Annotated in this window: 19 protein-coding genes; 1 reads left to right on the plus strand and 18 read right to left on the minus strand. The window is 48.3% G+C overall.

Features of this window, described 5'->3' with window-relative positions:
- Nucleotides 1-51: 51 nt before the first annotated feature.
- The 10 genes from QD47_RS14295 to mtrB form a co-directional block, all read right to left on the minus strand.
- Entirely contained in the window at nt 52-852 is an 801-nt protein-coding gene (locus tag QD47_RS14295; protein WP_044646772.1) for a CheR family methyltransferase, read from the minus strand.
- Between the two features lie 30 nt (nt 853-882).
- Complete coding sequence (ndk, locus tag QD47_RS14300) at nt 883-1,326, minus strand: nucleoside-diphosphate kinase (protein ID WP_044646773.1); 444 nt, start codon at nt 1,324-1,326, stop codon at nt 883-885.
- 110 nt (nt 1,327-1,436) lie between these two features.
- Complete coding sequence (locus QD47_RS14305; protein ID WP_044646774.1) at nt 1,437-2,411, minus strand: polyprenyl synthetase family protein; 975 nt, start codon at nt 2,409-2,411, stop codon at nt 1,437-1,439.
- Complete coding sequence (locus QD47_RS14310; protein ID WP_044646775.1) at nt 2,408-3,274, minus strand: menaquinone biosynthetic enzyme MqnA/MqnD family protein; 867 nt, start codon at nt 3,272-3,274, stop codon at nt 2,408-2,410. Before QD47_RS14310 ends, QD47_RS14305 begins: the two co-directional genes overlap by 4 nt.
- Nucleotides 3,231-3,893, minus strand: a complete 663-nt coding sequence (locus QD47_RS14315; RefSeq protein WP_044646776.1) for a UbiX family flavin prenyltransferase — start codon at nt 3,891-3,893, stop codon at nt 3,231-3,233. The genes QD47_RS14310 and QD47_RS14315 overlap by 44 nt, the downstream gene beginning before the upstream one ends.
- Nucleotides 3,890-4,765, minus strand: a complete 876-nt coding sequence (locus QD47_RS14320; RefSeq protein WP_044646777.1) for a UbiA-like polyprenyltransferase — start codon at nt 4,763-4,765, stop codon at nt 3,890-3,892. The genes QD47_RS14315 and QD47_RS14320 overlap by 4 nt, the downstream gene beginning before the upstream one ends.
- Entirely contained in the window at nt 4,758-5,486 is a 729-nt protein-coding gene (locus tag QD47_RS14325; RefSeq protein WP_044646778.1) for a demethylmenaquinone methyltransferase, read from the minus strand. The genes QD47_RS14320 and QD47_RS14325 overlap by 8 nt, the downstream gene beginning before the upstream one ends.
- A 9-nt stretch (nt 5,487-5,495) precedes the next feature.
- Nucleotides 5,496-6,365, minus strand: a complete 870-nt coding sequence (locus tag QD47_RS14330) for a heptaprenyl diphosphate synthase component 1 (RefSeq protein WP_044646779.1) — start codon at nt 6,363-6,365, stop codon at nt 5,496-5,498.
- A 116-nt stretch (nt 6,366-6,481) separates the two neighbouring features.
- Nucleotides 6,482-7,033: a hypothetical protein gene (locus tag QD47_RS14335; RefSeq protein ID WP_044646780.1), complete on the minus strand. Its 552-nt coding sequence runs from the start codon at nt 7,031-7,033 to the stop codon at nt 6,482-6,484.
- Between the two features lie 96 nt (nt 7,034-7,129).
- The gene (gene mtrB / locus QD47_RS14340) at nt 7,130-7,360 is read right to left on the minus strand and encodes a trp RNA-binding attenuation protein MtrB (RefSeq protein WP_044646781.1); all 231 of its coding nucleotides are present in this window, start codon (nt 7,358-7,360) and stop codon (nt 7,130-7,132) included.
- A 157-nt stretch (nt 7,361-7,517) separates the two neighbouring features.
- Here mtrB and QD47_RS32545 point away from each other — a divergent pair, with 157 nt between their 5' ends.
- The gene (locus QD47_RS32545) at nt 7,518-7,691 is read left to right on the plus strand and encodes a hypothetical protein (RefSeq protein ID WP_200893440.1); all 174 of its coding nucleotides are present in this window, start codon (nt 7,518-7,520) and stop codon (nt 7,689-7,691) included.
- A gap of 70 nt (nt 7,692-7,761) precedes the next feature.
- Here the strand turns inward: QD47_RS32545 and QD47_RS14345 are convergent, their stop codons facing one another.
- The 8 genes from QD47_RS14345 to QD47_RS14380 all read right to left on the minus strand — a co-directional run bounded on the left by QD47_RS14345 (nt 7,762) and on the right by QD47_RS14380 (nt 15,169).
- On the minus strand, nt 7,762-8,034 hold the full coding sequence (locus tag QD47_RS14345; protein WP_014282101.1) for an HU family DNA-binding protein: 273 nt from the start codon (nt 8,032-8,034) through the stop codon (nt 7,762-7,764).
- 257 nt (nt 8,035-8,291) lie between these two features.
- Nucleotides 8,292-9,278 carry an ABC transporter permease gene (locus QD47_RS14350; RefSeq protein WP_044646782.1) on the minus strand — a complete coding sequence of 329 codons (987 nt, stop codon included), beginning with the start codon at nt 9,276-9,278 and terminating at the stop codon, nt 8,292-8,294.
- Nucleotides 9,275-10,792 (minus strand): sugar ABC transporter ATP-binding protein, encoded by a 1,518-nt coding sequence (locus QD47_RS14355; RefSeq protein ID WP_044646783.1) that lies wholly within the window; start codon nt 10,790-10,792, stop codon nt 9,275-9,277. Before QD47_RS14355 ends, QD47_RS14350 begins: the two co-directional genes overlap by 4 nt.
- A 67-nt stretch (nt 10,793-10,859) precedes the next feature.
- Nucleotides 10,860-11,963, minus strand: coding sequence for a sugar ABC transporter substrate-binding protein (locus QD47_RS14360; RefSeq protein ID WP_044646784.1), 1,104 nt, complete (start codon nt 11,961-11,963; stop codon nt 10,860-10,862).
- A gap of 210 nt (nt 11,964-12,173) precedes the next feature.
- Nucleotides 12,174-13,652: a stage IV sporulation protein A gene (spoIVA, locus tag QD47_RS14365; protein WP_044646785.1), complete on the minus strand. Its 1,479-nt coding sequence runs from the start codon at nt 13,650-13,652 to the stop codon at nt 12,174-12,176.
- A gap of 13 nt (nt 13,653-13,665) precedes the next feature.
- The gene (locus QD47_RS14370; protein WP_044646786.1) at nt 13,666-13,944 is read right to left on the minus strand and encodes a hypothetical protein; all 279 of its coding nucleotides are present in this window, start codon (nt 13,942-13,944) and stop codon (nt 13,666-13,668) included.
- Nucleotides 13,945-14,139: 195 nt separating this feature from the next.
- The gene (locus QD47_RS14375) at nt 14,140-14,490 is read right to left on the minus strand and encodes a 2Fe-2S iron-sulfur cluster-binding protein (RefSeq protein WP_044646787.1); all 351 of its coding nucleotides are present in this window, start codon (nt 14,488-14,490) and stop codon (nt 14,140-14,142) included.
- A 52-nt stretch (nt 14,491-14,542) separates the two neighbouring features.
- Complete coding sequence (locus QD47_RS14380; protein WP_044646788.1) at nt 14,543-15,169, minus strand: hypothetical protein; 627 nt, start codon at nt 15,167-15,169, stop codon at nt 14,543-14,545.
- Nucleotides 15,170-15,193 lie beyond the last annotated feature (24 nt).

Raw genomic sequence — 15,193 nt, forward strand, 5'->3', positions numbered from 1 at the left:
ACTCGTTGTTAGGCACAACTAGCTACAAAACAATGGACTATATGTCCAGGTTTATGCTTTTTTACGATAAAAAAAGGTTTCTGTTGATTCCAGATCATATTGGTTTGGAGAAAAAATTTGCTCTGTACTGCCGACAAATAGCACGCCGCCGGGACGAAGACTGGCTGCAAACTTCTGGTACAGCTTATGCTTGGCCTCTTCCGTAAAATAAATCATGACATTACGGCAGATAATGAGATCGTAGCCGTCCTCAAACCGATCCAGAAGTAAATTTTGCTTTTGAAATTTCACAGCCTGCTTCAAACGGTCGTCAATTCGATACATCGCACCATCCGGCTTGAAATACTTACTAGCTACCTGTTCAGGCACATCCTTGAGCGAACGCTCCAAATATCTGCCTTCCTTGGCTTTAGCCAGTGCGCCGTCATCAATGTCAGAGGCCGTAATGGAGCAATTCCCCAAAATTCCCTTGCCGTCCAGCACCATAGCCAAGCTGTACGGCTCCTCGCCAGTCGAGCAGGCCGCACTCCACAGCTTGAGCTTCTGCTTACCTGCAAGCAGCTGTGGCAAAATCGTATCCCGCAGTACTTCCCACCGATTGGGATTACGCCAAAACTCTGAAACATTGATCGTCATCCGATCCAGAAATTCATAGAACAGGGGCTTTTCTTTCATCATGGCATCATAAAAAGAAACAAAACTGGGAAACCCGTTTTTGTTGCGAAGCGTCGTTAACCGCCTTTTCATCTGTGCTTCCTTGTATTGTGCAAGATCAATACCTGTGCTGTCCTTGATTTTGCGGATAAACGCTGTGTAATCGGGGTCCGTCTGACCCAGTTCCATATCCGTCATGCTACCATCCTTCTTCATTCGAAATTAAACTTACACCCAGGTCGCCACACTTTTTTCATACCGAACGGTTTCCTCCGGCGTGAAAAAATTCGCAATCTCGCGCTCCGCGCTCTCCGGTGAATCTGAACCGTGAATGAGGTTAAACGGTGTATGTGCAGCAAAGTCTCCCCGGATCGTGCCCGGAAGAGCCTCTGTCACTTGTGTTTTACCAATCAGCAGGCGGGACAGGGTAACGATGTTATCCCCCTCCCAAACCATGGCGAATACAGGACCAGAAGTGATAAAGCCTACAAGCTCTTCAAAAAAGGGCTTGCCCACATGCTCCGCATAATGCCGTTCCGCCTGTTCTCTAGATACCTGCACAAGTTTACCAGCCGTCATTTTGAAGCCTTTGTCTTCCAGACGACTAATAATACGTCCAATTAGTCCGCGTTGTACTCCATCCGGTTTAACCATCAAAAACGTACGATCCATCGGCTCACTCCCAATCCAATCTAATGTATTTATACAGTACTAATCTGTATTATAACAGAAAGCTTGGAAACGGTTAAAGTATTTTGTCATAGCAAACCCAAAACACAACTTTAGTAGGAGCGGCGAGTCACAAAATGAGCAATATCGCGCAGCGTCTTTTTTGTTTTGACATCAGGCAGTAAGTCCAGCGCGAGTAGCGCTTTTTTAATATATCGGTCGGCGAGAATTTCTGCTTTAGCGATTCCTTCACTTTTTTTAATCATATCCACCGCTTTGCGAGCATCTCCCTGCCCGTCCCCAGCCTGAATACGACCGATTTCAGCCAATAGATCGTCACGCAGCTCAGGCTGTCCAAGCGCATAAATAACCGGAAGCGTAATATTTCCCTGCCTCATATCACTGCCCGGCGGCTTGCCAATCTTTTTTTCCGTGCCACACAGATCGAGCAAATCATCCTGAATTTGAAAAGCCATACCTACATTGTAGCCATAAGTATACAACAGGGAATTCACGCTTTCCCGCGCACCCGCAGCCATAGCTCCCAATTGGCAGCTGACCGCAATCAACAATGCCGTTTTGCGACGTATGCGAAGCAAGTAATTACGTACACTCTGATCCACATTAAAAAAATCGCGGATTTGTTCCATTTCACCGATGGACATTTGCACCAGCGCCTTGGACAGCACCCGATGAATGTCCGGATTCGGCAGGCCCGCGACTATCGAAAGCGCACGCGCATATATGTAGTCTCCGGTGTACATGGCCACCCGATTGTCCCATTTGGACTTCACAGTTGGCTGGCCGCGCCTCATCTCCGCATCATCAATCACATCATCGTGAACGAGAGAAGCAGAATGAATCAGTTCCAGCGGTACCGCTATGCGTTTGAGCTTGTCCAGATCGTATTCCCCAAACTTGCCTCCCAGCAGTACAAATACCGGCCGCAAACGCTTGCCTCCCGCTTTGAGCAGATGAAGCGACGTATTATTAATCAACGGCTCTGTGCTGTCGATGCTGCGGTACAGCTCTTCTTCTATGAAGTTCATATCCTTCTTTAATAAACCGAACAAATCCAATCGTTTCATTCTTTCACCCGTGTCAGCGTATTGTCACTCCAGAGAAGCGGCTTCACTCGTCGGTCAAGCAGCCCCAGTTCATGCGCATACTGAAAATAAAGCTCTAAACCCTTTTGTTCCTTCTCTCCAAAATCATAACACAGATTAGTAAAGTAGCGCTCCCAATAATCCCGCAGGCCTCCAATTTCCTTGCAGGCTTCGGAAATAACAGACGTCAGATCAGACAGGCTGCGCTGCTTGCTTGCACGAAATGCATTCGCTACTTCAGTCACCGCATCAGGATTCTGTGTAGCAAAAACACGGCGTACTGCCCATACGGCAAAGGTCATACTGTACCCCGTCCAGCGTTTCCACTCTTCTCCGAGGTCCGTAACGTACAGACCATCACGCCGCCAGGATGCCTTGATCGCGTGATCTCCAATCAACAGCCCCGCATCCGCCTGCTCCAGCATCAAATCCAAATCCGGCTCGCAGTCGAAATAGGAAGGTTGGCCTTCCCACGCCTTCTCCATCAAAATTTTCAACAAATTCACAGATGTAGCAGACGTATTCGTCAACGCAATTGTTCCGTTTTTAATTTCATCCAGCGGTTTGCGTGAGAACAGCAAAATGGATTGCACAGGACCGTCTGCGCTGACAGACAGATCCGGCAACAGCAGCATATCCTCGGCACCGGATGCATAAGCAAAGGAGGACATCGCGCTGATATCCAGATTTCCTTTCAGCATACTGCGGTTCAATTCAGCCGGGACTCTAGAAACCAGCTCCGCCGGATGGAGGAGGTGTGAAGGATTAAAATAATGAAAAATGGGCCACGCATTTGTATATTTAATTTTTCCGATTGTGATTGTCTTGGTGTCCGGTGTCGGCATCGGAATCCCCCCATCTCGTAAACAGTTGATGTTCGATACGCAAGCTGTCCAATACTTTGCCTACGAGGAACAGTACGATATCATCCAGCGTCTTCGGATGAAAGTAAAAAGCCGGCATAGCAGGAATCATTTTGACTCCGAGCCTTGCAAGCTTAAGCATATTTTCCAAATGAATGGCATGCAGCGGTGTCTCACGCGGCACTAGAATTAGCGGACGGCCTTCCTTCAACATCACGTCTGCTGCACGCGCCATGAGATTATCGGACGAGCCATGCGCCACTGCAGACAATGTTCCCATCGAGCAGGGCATGATAACCATCGCGTCCACCAAATAAGAGCCACTCGCAATCGAAGCGCCAATATCCGTGAACGGATGGTATACAAGAGAACCGGGATGGCCTCCGAATTTGTCATTCAGAGCCCCTTCCCGGTCAGTCACGTTCCAGCCCAATTCCTCTTTGAGTACCCGCCAGCCAGCGTTGGAAACAATCAGGTGAACTGTGTATTGCAAATCCAGCAGTATCTCTACCAGCCGTATCCCATAAATGCTTCCGCTCGCGCCTGTAATGCCAATAACGATTCGTTTGCCTTGATGGTTGCTCACCTGATTATGATTCATAAGTATTGACGCACCACCAAATCAACCAGTGTAAAAGCAAATACGACAATGCTAAGCACACTGTTCATCGTAAAGAATGCTGTCTGCAAACGACTCAGGTCCTTCGGAGTTACGATATAATGCTGATAAAATAACATCATATAAGAAATAATCATGCCCGCCAGATACCACCAGCTTAAATCAGCAATAAAAAACATCACAATAAACCCGATCGCCGTAATCACATGGAATGCACGAGCAATTTTAAGCGCACCTGCTATACCAAAACGGGCAGGAATGGAGTAAACCCCCTCGTTCTGGTCAAAATCAATATCCTGACAAGCATAAATAATATCAAAGCCAGCCGTCCAGAATGCAACAGTGAGATAAAAAACAATAGCCGTCATATCTATTTGCCCAGTCACAGCTACCCAGCTACCCAGTGGCGCCAAGCCAATCGTCAAGCCAAGCACAATATGACAGAGCCAGGTGAAACGTTTGGTATAGGAATAAAAAACAAGCATAAAAAAGGCCAGTGGAAACAGCTTGAACGCCAGTGCACTTAAATTGAGCGATGCCCAAAATAGTAGCGCCAAGCTAACAATAATAAAAAGAACCACTTCGCTGGACTTGAGTAGCCCCGCCGGGATGGCACGTCCTGCCGTACGCGGATTTTTCCCATCAATAACACGGTCGATCATACGATTGAAACCGAAAGCCGCGCTACGTGCGCCGACCATAGCCAGCAAGATCCATCCGATCTGTGACCACGAAGGAAGCGTGCCTGTCACGACAACTGACCCCAATACAGCCCCCATAAATGCAAATGGGAGCGCAAATAACGTATGTTCAATTTTAATCATTTCCAAAAAAATAGAAATTTTCTTAAACATGCTGACTCTCCTTGATTCCAATATGCAATGCCGCAATGCCTCCGGTGAGAGAATGAGCCTGTACATCCTTTAATCCGACTTCACGGAAGATGCCAGCCAGCTCATCCCTTCCCGGAAAAAGCGCCAACGAATCAGGGAGCCATTTGTATTGCTCATAACGTTTGGCGAACAATTTGCCGAGCATGGGCAAGATGTGTTTAAAGTATGCATAGTAAATTCCCTTGAACGGCTGCCATGTAGGCTTGGATAGTTCCAGACATACGACCTGCCCGCCAGGTTTGACGACACGCTGCATTTCCTGTAATACGCGGCGCAAATCAGGCACATTACGCAGACCGAAGCCAATCGTTGCGTAGTCAAAAGAATTGTCTTCAAAAGGCAACTCCATCGCGTTGCCCTGAACAAGCTTGATCTGCTTTTCACGGGCTTCTGATACAATCTTGCGCTCGCCTACATTCAGCATGTTCTGGCTAAAATCCAGCCCTACGATGTGACCACTTTCACTTGCACGCGCCATCGCGAGCGTCCAGTCACACGTACCACAGCAAAGGTCGATTGCCGTATTCCCGTGGTGCATGTTCATTTTTTTCATCGTAAATTTACGCCAAGCCTTATGTCTGCGAAAGCTCAGTATATCGTTCATCAAGTCGTATTTACCTGCGATGCTTTCAAACACGCCATGAACGAATTGCTCTTTCGGCTTGGTGTCGCTTGATCCCATGACGTTCACCTAACCTTCCCTCACAACCGGGTGTGGACTATTCAGCAGCTTCAGGAAAGGCTCCAGCATGCGTTCGAATTCCTCGATCCCCGTATTTTGATCATCTGACAGGATCTGCCGGATGTGTGTAACAGTCGTCTGGAGTTTGTTCAGTATCGCGTCCTCGGCTTTGTACTTCAGAACAAGCTTATGCCATACATCAGTGTCTGAACCACTCTCAGACAGCAGTTCCCGTTCGTTCTGATCAGCATTACTATAAACATGCCAGAACATATATCCGAAACGGGACTTGTCCGATTCTGTACGCTTGTGCCATTCCTCTGCCAGCGTATCACAGAGGGCAAATTCGTTGAGAAGCTGCTCCCAGACTTCTCGATCCTGCTCTGCCACAAGGGAAGTAAAGGATAGAAAAAGCTCCTTTTTAAAACGAACCATCTGAGTTAAATACTGTGCCGCATTCAGACGGAGATGCTTCATCTCCCAATACAGGCTCATTTTACCAGCGTTTACTTCACATACAGCATCACTCAGCTTCGAAATGGTCGTGATGTGGCCTGCCAGTGCAAGCAGCTGATAAAAGCGGCTGCTAAAATAGTCCCCGGCCAACACTTTCAACTGTCTGGAACGCATTTCCTCCGGACTTCGTATACCGGATAAAGTATCAATCATATCATGCGTATCCAGCCCCATCTGCAAAAGCGAGGTGACCAATGCGTATAGCTCTTCCTCGCTGGCATGTAGCTCCTTCGCATTCCAGTTCAAAAACATAAACAACAGGCGGGTGCGACTGTCAGGAAAAGCCGGCATTTCCGTATGTTGTTGAATCATGTCGTATTCCACATATTTCCTTGCTAATTGGGGTACGCGATACGGTTTCATCCTAAGCCTCCGAGCCATGACTTTCTGGTGTACTCAAATAATTGCAATGCCTTATATTATATCACAATTTAAAATGATTCGCGACTAAAGTACTGTAGGTCCAACGACAGTAGCACCTAATCTGTATATACACCGTTAAACCTGCTTTGCCACATTGGAGTTACCGTAATACGGAAGCGGGCTTTCAGTTCCTCCGGCAAGTCCGCACCTTCCCGGCTTCTCAGCTGGTCCAGTGCTTCAATCGTCCATTCGTTCCGGCGTATATCGGATGCCAGCAGAAGATGCCGTTCTCCTGACCATTCGTCCTGCGTCACTACCCGAAGCAGTAATTGCCGTACGTTCGTTGTTCCATAAAAACTAAAGGCGGCAATCTCCGCCATATTTTGATAGATTTCAAGCGGGGCGGTTTCTTCCTTGGACAGCTTTACATCCAGAGTCAGGACTGAATGTTCCCAGCTTACGCTGGCAATTGGTGTCGTCAAAGGAAGCTCCTTCAGCGTATCCACCAGATTGTCATCGGTCAGCAGCACCCGCTGCTGCGACGATATCGTCGCCTGTGTCTCACGAACAGCTGCGGTTCCCGAATCCAGCGCCTGTAAGGATGGTAGCAGTACAGCAGCGGCGGTGGTTATGAGAATCGAGCCGCATAGCACAATCCAAGGTTTCATCAGAGCCTCCCCTGACCCCTACCCTGTTATGGGTTTGCTACGGTAAAGGTCCTCACTCTCATTGTACAACAAAAAAAAGCAGGCTATGCCTGCATTTTAATCCTCTGTATCCACGACCCCGTGCTTGGTCATCACAACGGCCTTGCCGCGAATTTTAATAGCAGAGGTATGATCGGTAAATTGGACGATCAGCACCTCACCCTTGTCCAATTTTTCTGAATGATGCAGGCGTGTATCCTGGCCTCTTGTTAAACCAAAAACTTGACATCCGTTGCTTTTTGCTTTAATCACAACGTACTCATTACTACCCGTCACGTTATCTTCCATATCCATTTCCCCCCCTGAGAGCCGAAGCTATACTTTTTATGATGGAGATTCGAGCTTGTTTTGTCAACCATATGCTTCGGCGCTAACTGCAACAATTGCCGCGTCCCGAGCCATACTATCTATGCAGCCCCATCTGCTAACGAAAGGAGCGAATTGAATGAAAAACTATCGTCCCGCTAATCTGAGTCCTGCCCAAGTAGAGCGGCTTCAGCAGCTGGAGCATGAATTTGCCGAGCTGACAGGTGAACCATTGGTGCTGATCGCCTATGCCTCACGGGATGACAGAACCGCTTCCCCTTCTTCGTCCCGCATCGCATCTGCTACGGTATAACAGAACAAAAAGAAAAGGCCGTGAATCAAATTCACGGTCTTTCCAGCGCAATGGGAATATGTAAGAAATCTTATTTAATTCCGTCCTTGAGCGCTTTACCCGGTTTAAATGCCGGAATTTTGCTCGCAGGGATTTCGATTTCTTCTCCTGTTTGCGGGTTACGTCCTTTACGTGCAGAACGTTCACGAACCTCAAAGTTCCCGAAACCTACCAGTTGCACCTTGTCTCCGTTTTGCAGCGCTCCGGAGATTGCTTCGAATACAGCGTCAACGGCTTTAGTTACGTCCTTTTTGGACAATTCAGTGCTTTCGGAAACCTGATTGATCAAATCCGTTTTATTCATAATATTCACCTCCCAATTCAAGTGTAGTCCAGCATTAAGGTTATCGGTGTTGTAGAACCGATATGAAGTCGCCTGTATAAAATAACCCGGGCGGCATATGCCTTCCATAATGTTATCATCTGTTTCCGTTTCGCCGTTAAATATACATAGAATATACCTAACCTCCGCAATATAGAGACAATATCGCCGAAACTGGCGTTTTATGGCACCCTTCTTGCGTGGAACAAGGTTTATAGTAATACAGTCCACAGACAATTTCAAGTACGGCGACGGTTTAGCACATAAAAAGTGATGGCCAGCGCGAGCACCAGCACAACTCCCTTGACGATATCATGAGCAAAATACTGCACGTTCATCATCGTCAGACCGTTCACCAATACCCCGATCAAAACCGCACCGATAAACGTGCCAATGACATTCGGTTTACCCGCTCCAAAGACCGAAAAGCCGACAAAAACTGCGGCTACCGCTTCCATCAGCAAGGGAGATCCTGCATCAATTTGGCCCGATCCTACTCGCGAAGCATACAAAATACCAGCAATGGCCGCAAATACGCCTGAAGCGACATAGGCCAGTGTGCGGACTTTTTTTACCCGTATGCCTGACAGACGAGCTGCTTCCTCATTTCCTCCGGTCACATACATTTGACGCCCATGCTTGGTGTAGGTTAAGAAAATATGCACTGCCGCTACCGCTAGCAGCAGCAAAATAACCGAAATCGGGATACCCAGCCATTTGCCTTGTCCCAAAATAAGAAAAGCAGGAGATATCTCTCCTGGCGCCTTGCTGCCATCAGGAAACTGCATATGATTATAGATGGTGTAGCCTTGAGCGTACGTTTTATGAATCCCGCTTACAATATACATCATCGCAAGGGTTGCCAGCAAATCGGGAATACGAAGCTTAACGATCAACAATGAGTTGAATAGTCCCACCACCGCACCGACAACCAAAGATACAATAATGACCACCGCAACAGGCTGTTCATACCAGACCATCAACGAAGCTGAAACAATAGTGGTCAGAGACACCGTAGCTCCCACCGAAAGATCAAAACCATCCACGATGAGAGACAACGTGACACCAATTGCGACGAAAGTCACAATCGCAATTGAGCCAAGAATGTCCATCAAATTATCATACGTCCAGAAATAGGGCAATGTGGCTGAAAAAAACGCCAGCACACCCATAATTACGACTACAGCCCCATAACGAAAGGAGACGTTTAACCATTTTTCCTTCATGAATGCACCTCTTCACCGCCGCTGGCATACAGCAGAAGCTGTTCCTGCTCCACTTCGCCCCGCGTAAATTCCTTTATTATTTTTCCGTCATACATCACCGCAATCCGATCACCAATACCGATGCCCTCAGCAAATTCACAAGTTAGATAGATGACCGCTTTTCCCTGAGCCGCCAATTCACCAATGATACGGAAAATATCACTTTTCGCCCCGATATCCACACCCTTGGTCGGCTCGTCAAAAACAAACACATCTGCCCCGGAATGCAGCCATTTTCCTATTGCAACCTTTTGCTGATTCCCGCCACTCAAATATTTAACGTTCTGGCGCAGAGATGGCGTCTTAATGCCAAGGGAAGCAACGACTTCGTTACCGTTCGTACGTTCTTTGCGACGACTGATAAAACCAAGTACACTCAACTTGCCCAATAGCGGAAGACTAAGGTTTCGTTCTACCGTCTCTTCGATGAATACACCCTGCTTGCGCCGTTCCTCAGGTATGGACACAATCCCCTGAACTATCGCGTCCGCAGGCTCTCTCAGACGAATGGAGCGACCTTTGAAGACCAGTTCCCCCTTATCGGGCTTATCGGCGCCTGTAAGAAGCCGGGACAGCTCGGTTTTGCCCGCACCGACCAAACCGACGATAGACAAGATTTCCCCGCGTCTGACCTGCAAATCGACACCGTGAACCCGTAATCCCCTGTGAAGCCCTTTGGCTTCCAGCACCGTTTCACCGATAGGAGCATCCGTTTTCGGAAATTCCTCCTCAAATGTTTTACCAAGCATATGCGTAACGATGTCGCCTACACTCAAATCAGAGGATGGACCCGTGAATACTTGCTCCCCATCACGCATCACCGTAACGCGGTCGCTGTGTTCGATGACCTCTGGCAATCGGTGCGTGATAAGAATACATGCAACGCCCTCCGCCTTGAGCGTATGGATGGTGCGGAACAACCGTCGCGTTTCTTCTTCGCTGAGCGGCGCTGTAGGCTCATCGAAAATGATTGTATTTGCTTGCTGTGTCAAAATACGCGCAATGAGTACAAGCTGCTTTTCTGCCAACGTCAACTCAGAAACGTATTGCCGTACATCAATATCGGCCTCCAGCCGTCCCAACGCCTCGCGCGCGCGTTTACGCATGGAACCCGGCGCAGCCCACCAGCGTCCTTCAGGTGCAGACAAATCGTCCAGTACAATGTTCTCCGCGACGCTCAGCTGCGGCACAAGCGCCGAATCGACCTCCTGATAGACACAGTGAATCCCCGCTCTCTTCGCCTCCCACGGCGAACCAATACTCAGCTCCTTGCCACCTGCTACAATGCTTCCCTGATCGGAACGATACGCGCCGGATAAAATTTTCATCAGCGTACTTTTACCTGCTCCGTTTGCGCCCAGCAGAGCGTGAATTTCGCCGCCATGCACCGTAAAATCCACGGACCGCAGCGCATCCACACCAGCAAACTGTTTGCTGATTTTCTTCATTTCCAGTGTATATACTTGTGAACTCATGGTACCTCCCTCACGCCTGCTTATGATAAAAGCGCGCCGAAGCGCGCCTTATGCTTTATCCTAAAGTTTATTTGGCCGTTTCATATTCTTTCATCCAATCCTTGTAGCCTTGCTCGCTTTTGCCCCATCCCTTTACATATTGAGACAGCTCGGATGTGGAAATTTGCTTATCCGGCAATGCTTCGCGCTGCACATAGACCGCCTTCAATACCACTTGCTCCTCCGGGTTGTCCCCGTGCAGCTTCTGATATGCATAGCGCACTTGTACACGTCCGATATCTGTAGGATCTACAGCCGCAGAAGCTACCCAAGGATTTTTCGGGTCCTGAATCATTTGCAGATCCTCGTCACTCATATCAATGCCGTAGACTTTAATTTCCGTGCGTCCAGCCTGCTGGATGGCGCGTGCTGCACCTTTGGCAAATTCATCCCAGGCAGCCCAGACCGCTGTAATTTCACCCTTAGGATATTGTTTCAACACAGCCTCCATTTTGGATTGGGTGTCCAGAGCTGGATTTTGAGCTGAGCCAAAAGTTGCAATTTCTTTAATATCCGGATTAGCTTTGGAAAACTTATCGTAAGCAACTTGACGACGCTCCATCGGTGCAAACCCGGCAACCCACACTTTTACGATGTTCCCTTTGCCGCCGATATCCTTTTTCATTTGCTCCAGCGTCAGCTCGGCCATGCTTTGGTCATCCTGTGAAAGTACGACAGCCCCCGGAACGTTGACCGCAGCATCGAATACGATAACCGGGATATTGCGGGAAATCGCTTTTTTCAACCCTGTTTCCAGCAACGCATCACCATGATCCGTCAAAATGACATCAAACTGCTGGTTAATCGCGCTATCGAGCAAGGAGGCCATTTTAGCTTTATCGTTGTCTGCCACAAACTTAGTCAGCGTACCGCCAAATTTCTTAACTTCCTCTTCCACGCCCTGAACATACTGCTGCGAGAACGTTCCTGTGTTAAACTCCATAATTAATGCAACCCGTTTGCCTTTTAAATTTAAACTGTCCGTTTTTGCATCCGTTGTGTTCGATCCTGTACTGCTTGTCCCTTGAGCACCGCTCTCTGTTTTCGGCGCGCCACATGCAGTGACCAGCAAAACCAGCACCAGCAGCATCATAGCCCCTAGTCCCAGCTTTTTGTTTTTTTGGATATTCATGCTTCGTTTCCCCCTCGTTCATTCAACAAAATGATTCAAATTTGATACTTAATATATCGCGTTAAACCAAGTATGTAAATAGGTTTTATGAATATAAAAAATATTTTACGATCATATATGACAAAATACGACAATTACATATCAAAATAACGCAAAGAGCGGTTAGCTCTCTGCGTTATTGTTTCTTACACGATTTTTATTTACTTACACTTAAAGAATGATGGCAATCAGGCCACCGGAGCCTTCGTTAATAATGCGGCCCAACGTTTCCTGAAGTTTGTAGCGTGCATTGTCCGGCATCATTGCGATCTTGCCCTGAATGCCTTCCCGCACAATGGAATGCAGCGAGCGTCCGAAAATGTCCGACTCCCAAATTTTGATCGGGTCATTTTCAAAATCCTGCATCAGATAGCGCATAAGCTCCTCACTTTGCTTCTCTGTTCCGATAATCGGAGCAAATTCCGATTCCACATCGACACGGATCATGTGTATGGAAGGTGCTGTTGCCTTGAGCCGCACACCAAACCTTGTACCCTGACGAATCAACTGCGGATCGTCTAGTGCCATCTCGGACAACGACGGCGCAGCAATGCCATATCCCGTTGTTTTGACCATTTCCAACGCCTCGGCGAAGCGGTCATATTCCCGCTTGGCATGGGCAAAATCCTGCATCATTTGCAGCAGATGATCCTTGCCGCGGATCTCTACCCCAACCACCTCGACCAAAATCTGATCGTACAGCTCATCCGGTGCGAACAGATCAATTTCCGCCACACCCTGGCCCATATTCATCCCGCTCAGACCGGCCCTGTCGATGAATTCATACTCCATAAACTGGCCGACCACCCGGTCTACATCACGCAGGCGTCGAATGTCTTTTACCGTATCGCGGACGGAATTCTCATAATTGCTGCGCAGCCAGTGATCTTCATTCAGTACCATAACCCAGCTCGGCAAATTCACATTCACCTCATGCACTGGGAATTCATATAATACTTCACGAAGCACGCCTGTAACATCATCTTCTGTCATCGTTGCTGCACTGAGCGTCATGACAGGAATATCATACTTGGCTGCCAACTCACTGCGAAGTTGAAGTGTTTCATCGCTGCGCGGATGCGTGGAATTGATGACCAGCACAAACGGCTTGCCTACCTCTTTCAACTCCTCAATGACTCGCTCTTCCGACTCTACATAAGAGCTACGCGGAATTTCCGCAATCGTGCCGTCTGTCGTGACTACAACACCGAGCGTCGAATGCTCCTGAATGACCTTGCGCGTGCCAATCTCCGCCGCTTCCTGAAACGGAATCGGTTCTTCAAACCATGGCGTGGAGATCATGCGCGGACCATTTTCATCCTCGTAGCCCTTCGCACCCTCTACTGCGTATCCTACACAGTCGACCAGACGGACATTCACATCCAGTCCTTCCGTTACTTTGATCTGGACGGCATTATTCGGTACGAATTTAGGCTCCGTCGTCATGATCGTTTTCCCTGCCGCACTTTGTGGCAGCTCATCTACGGCGCGGGCACGGTCCGCCTCACTTGTAATGTTCGGCAGAACAATCGTCTCCATAAACCGCTTGATAAAAGTTGATTTACCTGTTCGGACTGCGCCGACGACCCCAAGATAAATATCTCCTCCGGTGCGTTCGGCAATGTCTTTAAAAATGTCCACTTTCTCCAATGAAATCCCCTCCTCAAAAGTCTCCGAAGGAAAAATGCTTAATGAGCATCCGCTTCGTGTTCAACCAACTGCTTGATCCCAGATGCGGCAGAACAGCCTTTAAAATGCCCGGAAGTCGTCCGCCGCCGAGGTTCAGGAGACTGATGGAATCGGCGAAACGGCGTAAACTCGTACATGCATTTGGACTGATACCATCATATGTATCCCCTCCGTAAAATATGTTCAGTTTTTTTGAAAAAATAGAGTACGTCACAGAGATCACTGCAAAACGATATTTTACGTTTGGGTCCACTCACCTAATATATGCGTGGCGGGGTTTCCCCATGACTTCGATGCTAGATTTATAATAAAAAAAGGATGTCTCTCTGACTTTCTAAGCAAACTCGCACCCATATTAAGAACACTTTTTTGAGCGTTCACTTTAGGGGTATAAGTTTCATAGTCGTCGGATAACATCCTTTGTTTCTTATTCTTTTGAGTTTAAGCTTTACCATAGTTCGTCTTCCTGTGCCTGACGCTCAAGCTGTCGCCGAACAGCCGCCTTGAGCTTATCCTCTGGTATCATCACCTCAACATTACTCTGGGCGCGAGCCTGACAGGACAAGCGGATGCCTTCATCCAGCAGAGGTCCCAGCTTGCGGCGCTCTGCATCACTTGGCTGGCCTGCGTGTACAGCCCATTCCTGTGAAATATGCACCTTGCACATGAGACAGGCCGCTTTTCCATCACAACGGGTTGGAATATACACGTTCGCTTTACGTGCGGCCTGGAGCAATGTCGTGCCTTGACCGACCTGTACGCGCCTGCCTGATGGCTTAAACGTAATATGCACATCCATGAACGGCCCTCCATTCTTTTAGCAAACACAAACCTGCCAATTACAGCCTCATTCAGCTTCTGAAATGCAACTCGGGCCAAGGCAAAAGCTCTTGCAGCTTAGCCAACTGGTCATCTGTCCAAATGTTGCTGATCAGCAGTTGGTTCAGTACCGCTATATGTCGCTGTGGATCACGCTTTATGGCGTCTGCAATCGCCTCATATCGGTCGGGCCGATTTCGTAATAGATTAAATAGTAGCTCATGACTGAGTGGCATCAGACGCAGTGAAGAGCGCCCCAGGTCAAGCCGGATTCCAGCCGTCCATAGCAGCCGCTCGACCTCCAAACGATATAAAGCTCCATCACACAGCACCTCAAAACCACCCACAAGCTCAACTGGAAATCCCTCCAGCTCATAGTGGCTCAATAATGAAACGTATGAACCACTACGATCTACCTGCTGTCGATCGATCATTATACCCGGTGCTTTCGCATGGAGCTCCTTCGCTGCGTGAATATCTGCGTAAATATCAATATCTCGGGGCAGTCGATCCAGCTCAACCCCCTGCACAAGCAGCGAACAGCTTCCTCCCAGCATCCACGGAACAGCAACAGATTTCCAGCCGTCCGCCAAGCTGCTCAGCGCAGCCGTCAGCTCGTGAGGCAGCTTGTTCAATCGCACCGAAGGTATAGCCTCCATCACATTGTTTCCTCCCTTTCAATC

This window comes from Paenibacillus terrae (assembly GCF_000943545.1).
Taxonomy (GTDB): Bacteria; Bacillota; Bacilli; order Paenibacillales; family Paenibacillaceae; genus Paenibacillus; species Paenibacillus terrae_A.

Coding starts and splice junctions, on each gene's coding strand:
- QD47_RS14325 (WP_044646778.1), bottom strand. CDS start 5,486: ATGGGATCAAGCGACACCAAGCCGAAAGAGCAATTCGTTCATGGCGTG.
- QD47_RS14295 (WP_044646772.1), bottom strand. CDS start 852: ATGACGGATATGGAACTGGGTCAGACGGACCCCGATTACACAGCGTTT.
- QD47_RS14330 (WP_044646779.1), bottom strand. CDS start 6,365: ATGAAACCGTATCGCGTACCCCAATTAGCAAGGAAATATGTGGAATAC.
- QD47_RS14315 (WP_044646776.1), bottom strand. CDS start 3,893: ATGAATCATAATCAGGTGAGCAACCATCAAGGCAAACGAATCGTTATT.
- mtrB (WP_044646781.1), bottom strand. CDS start 7,360: ATGGAAGATAACGTGACGGGTAGTAATGAGTACGTTGTGATTAAAGCA.
- QD47_RS14310 (WP_044646775.1), bottom strand. CDS start 3,274: ATGCCGACACCGGACACCAAGACAATCACAATCGGAAAAATTAAATAT.
- QD47_RS14375 (WP_044646787.1), bottom strand. CDS start 14,490: ATGGATGTGCATATTACGTTTAAGCCATCAGGCAGGCGCGTACAGGTC.
- QD47_RS14305 (WP_044646774.1), bottom strand. CDS start 2,411: ATGAAACGATTGGATTTGTTCGGTTTATTAAAGAAGGATATGAACTTC.
- QD47_RS14360 (WP_044646784.1), bottom strand. CDS start 11,963: ATGAATATCCAAAAAAACAAAAAGCTGGGACTAGGGGCTATGATGCTG.
- QD47_RS14345 (WP_014282101.1), bottom strand. CDS start 8,034: ATGAATAAAACGGATTTGATCAATCAGGTTTCCGAAAGCACTGAATTG.
- ndk (WP_044646773.1), bottom strand. CDS start 1,326: ATGGATCGTACGTTTTTGATGGTTAAACCGGATGGAGTACAACGCGGA.
- QD47_RS14355 (WP_044646783.1), bottom strand. CDS start 10,792: ATGAGTTCACAAGTATATACACTGGAAATGAAGAAAATCAGCAAACAG.
- QD47_RS14320 (WP_044646777.1), bottom strand. CDS start 4,765: ATGTTTAAGAAAATTTCTATTTTTTTGGAAATGATTAAAATTGAACAT.
- QD47_RS32545 (WP_200893440.1), top strand. CDS start 7,518: ATGAAAAACTATCGTCCCGCTAATCTGAGTCCTGCCCAAGTAGAGCGG.
- QD47_RS14350 (WP_044646782.1), bottom strand. CDS start 9,278: ATGAAGGAAAAATGGTTAAACGTCTCCTTTCGTTATGGGGCTGTAGTC.
- QD47_RS14380 (WP_044646788.1), bottom strand. CDS start 15,169: ATGGAGGCTATACCTTCGGTGCGATTGAACAAGCTGCCTCACGAGCTG.
- QD47_RS14335 (WP_044646780.1), bottom strand. CDS start 7,033: ATGAAACCTTGGATTGTGCTATGCGGCTCGATTCTCATAACCACCGCC.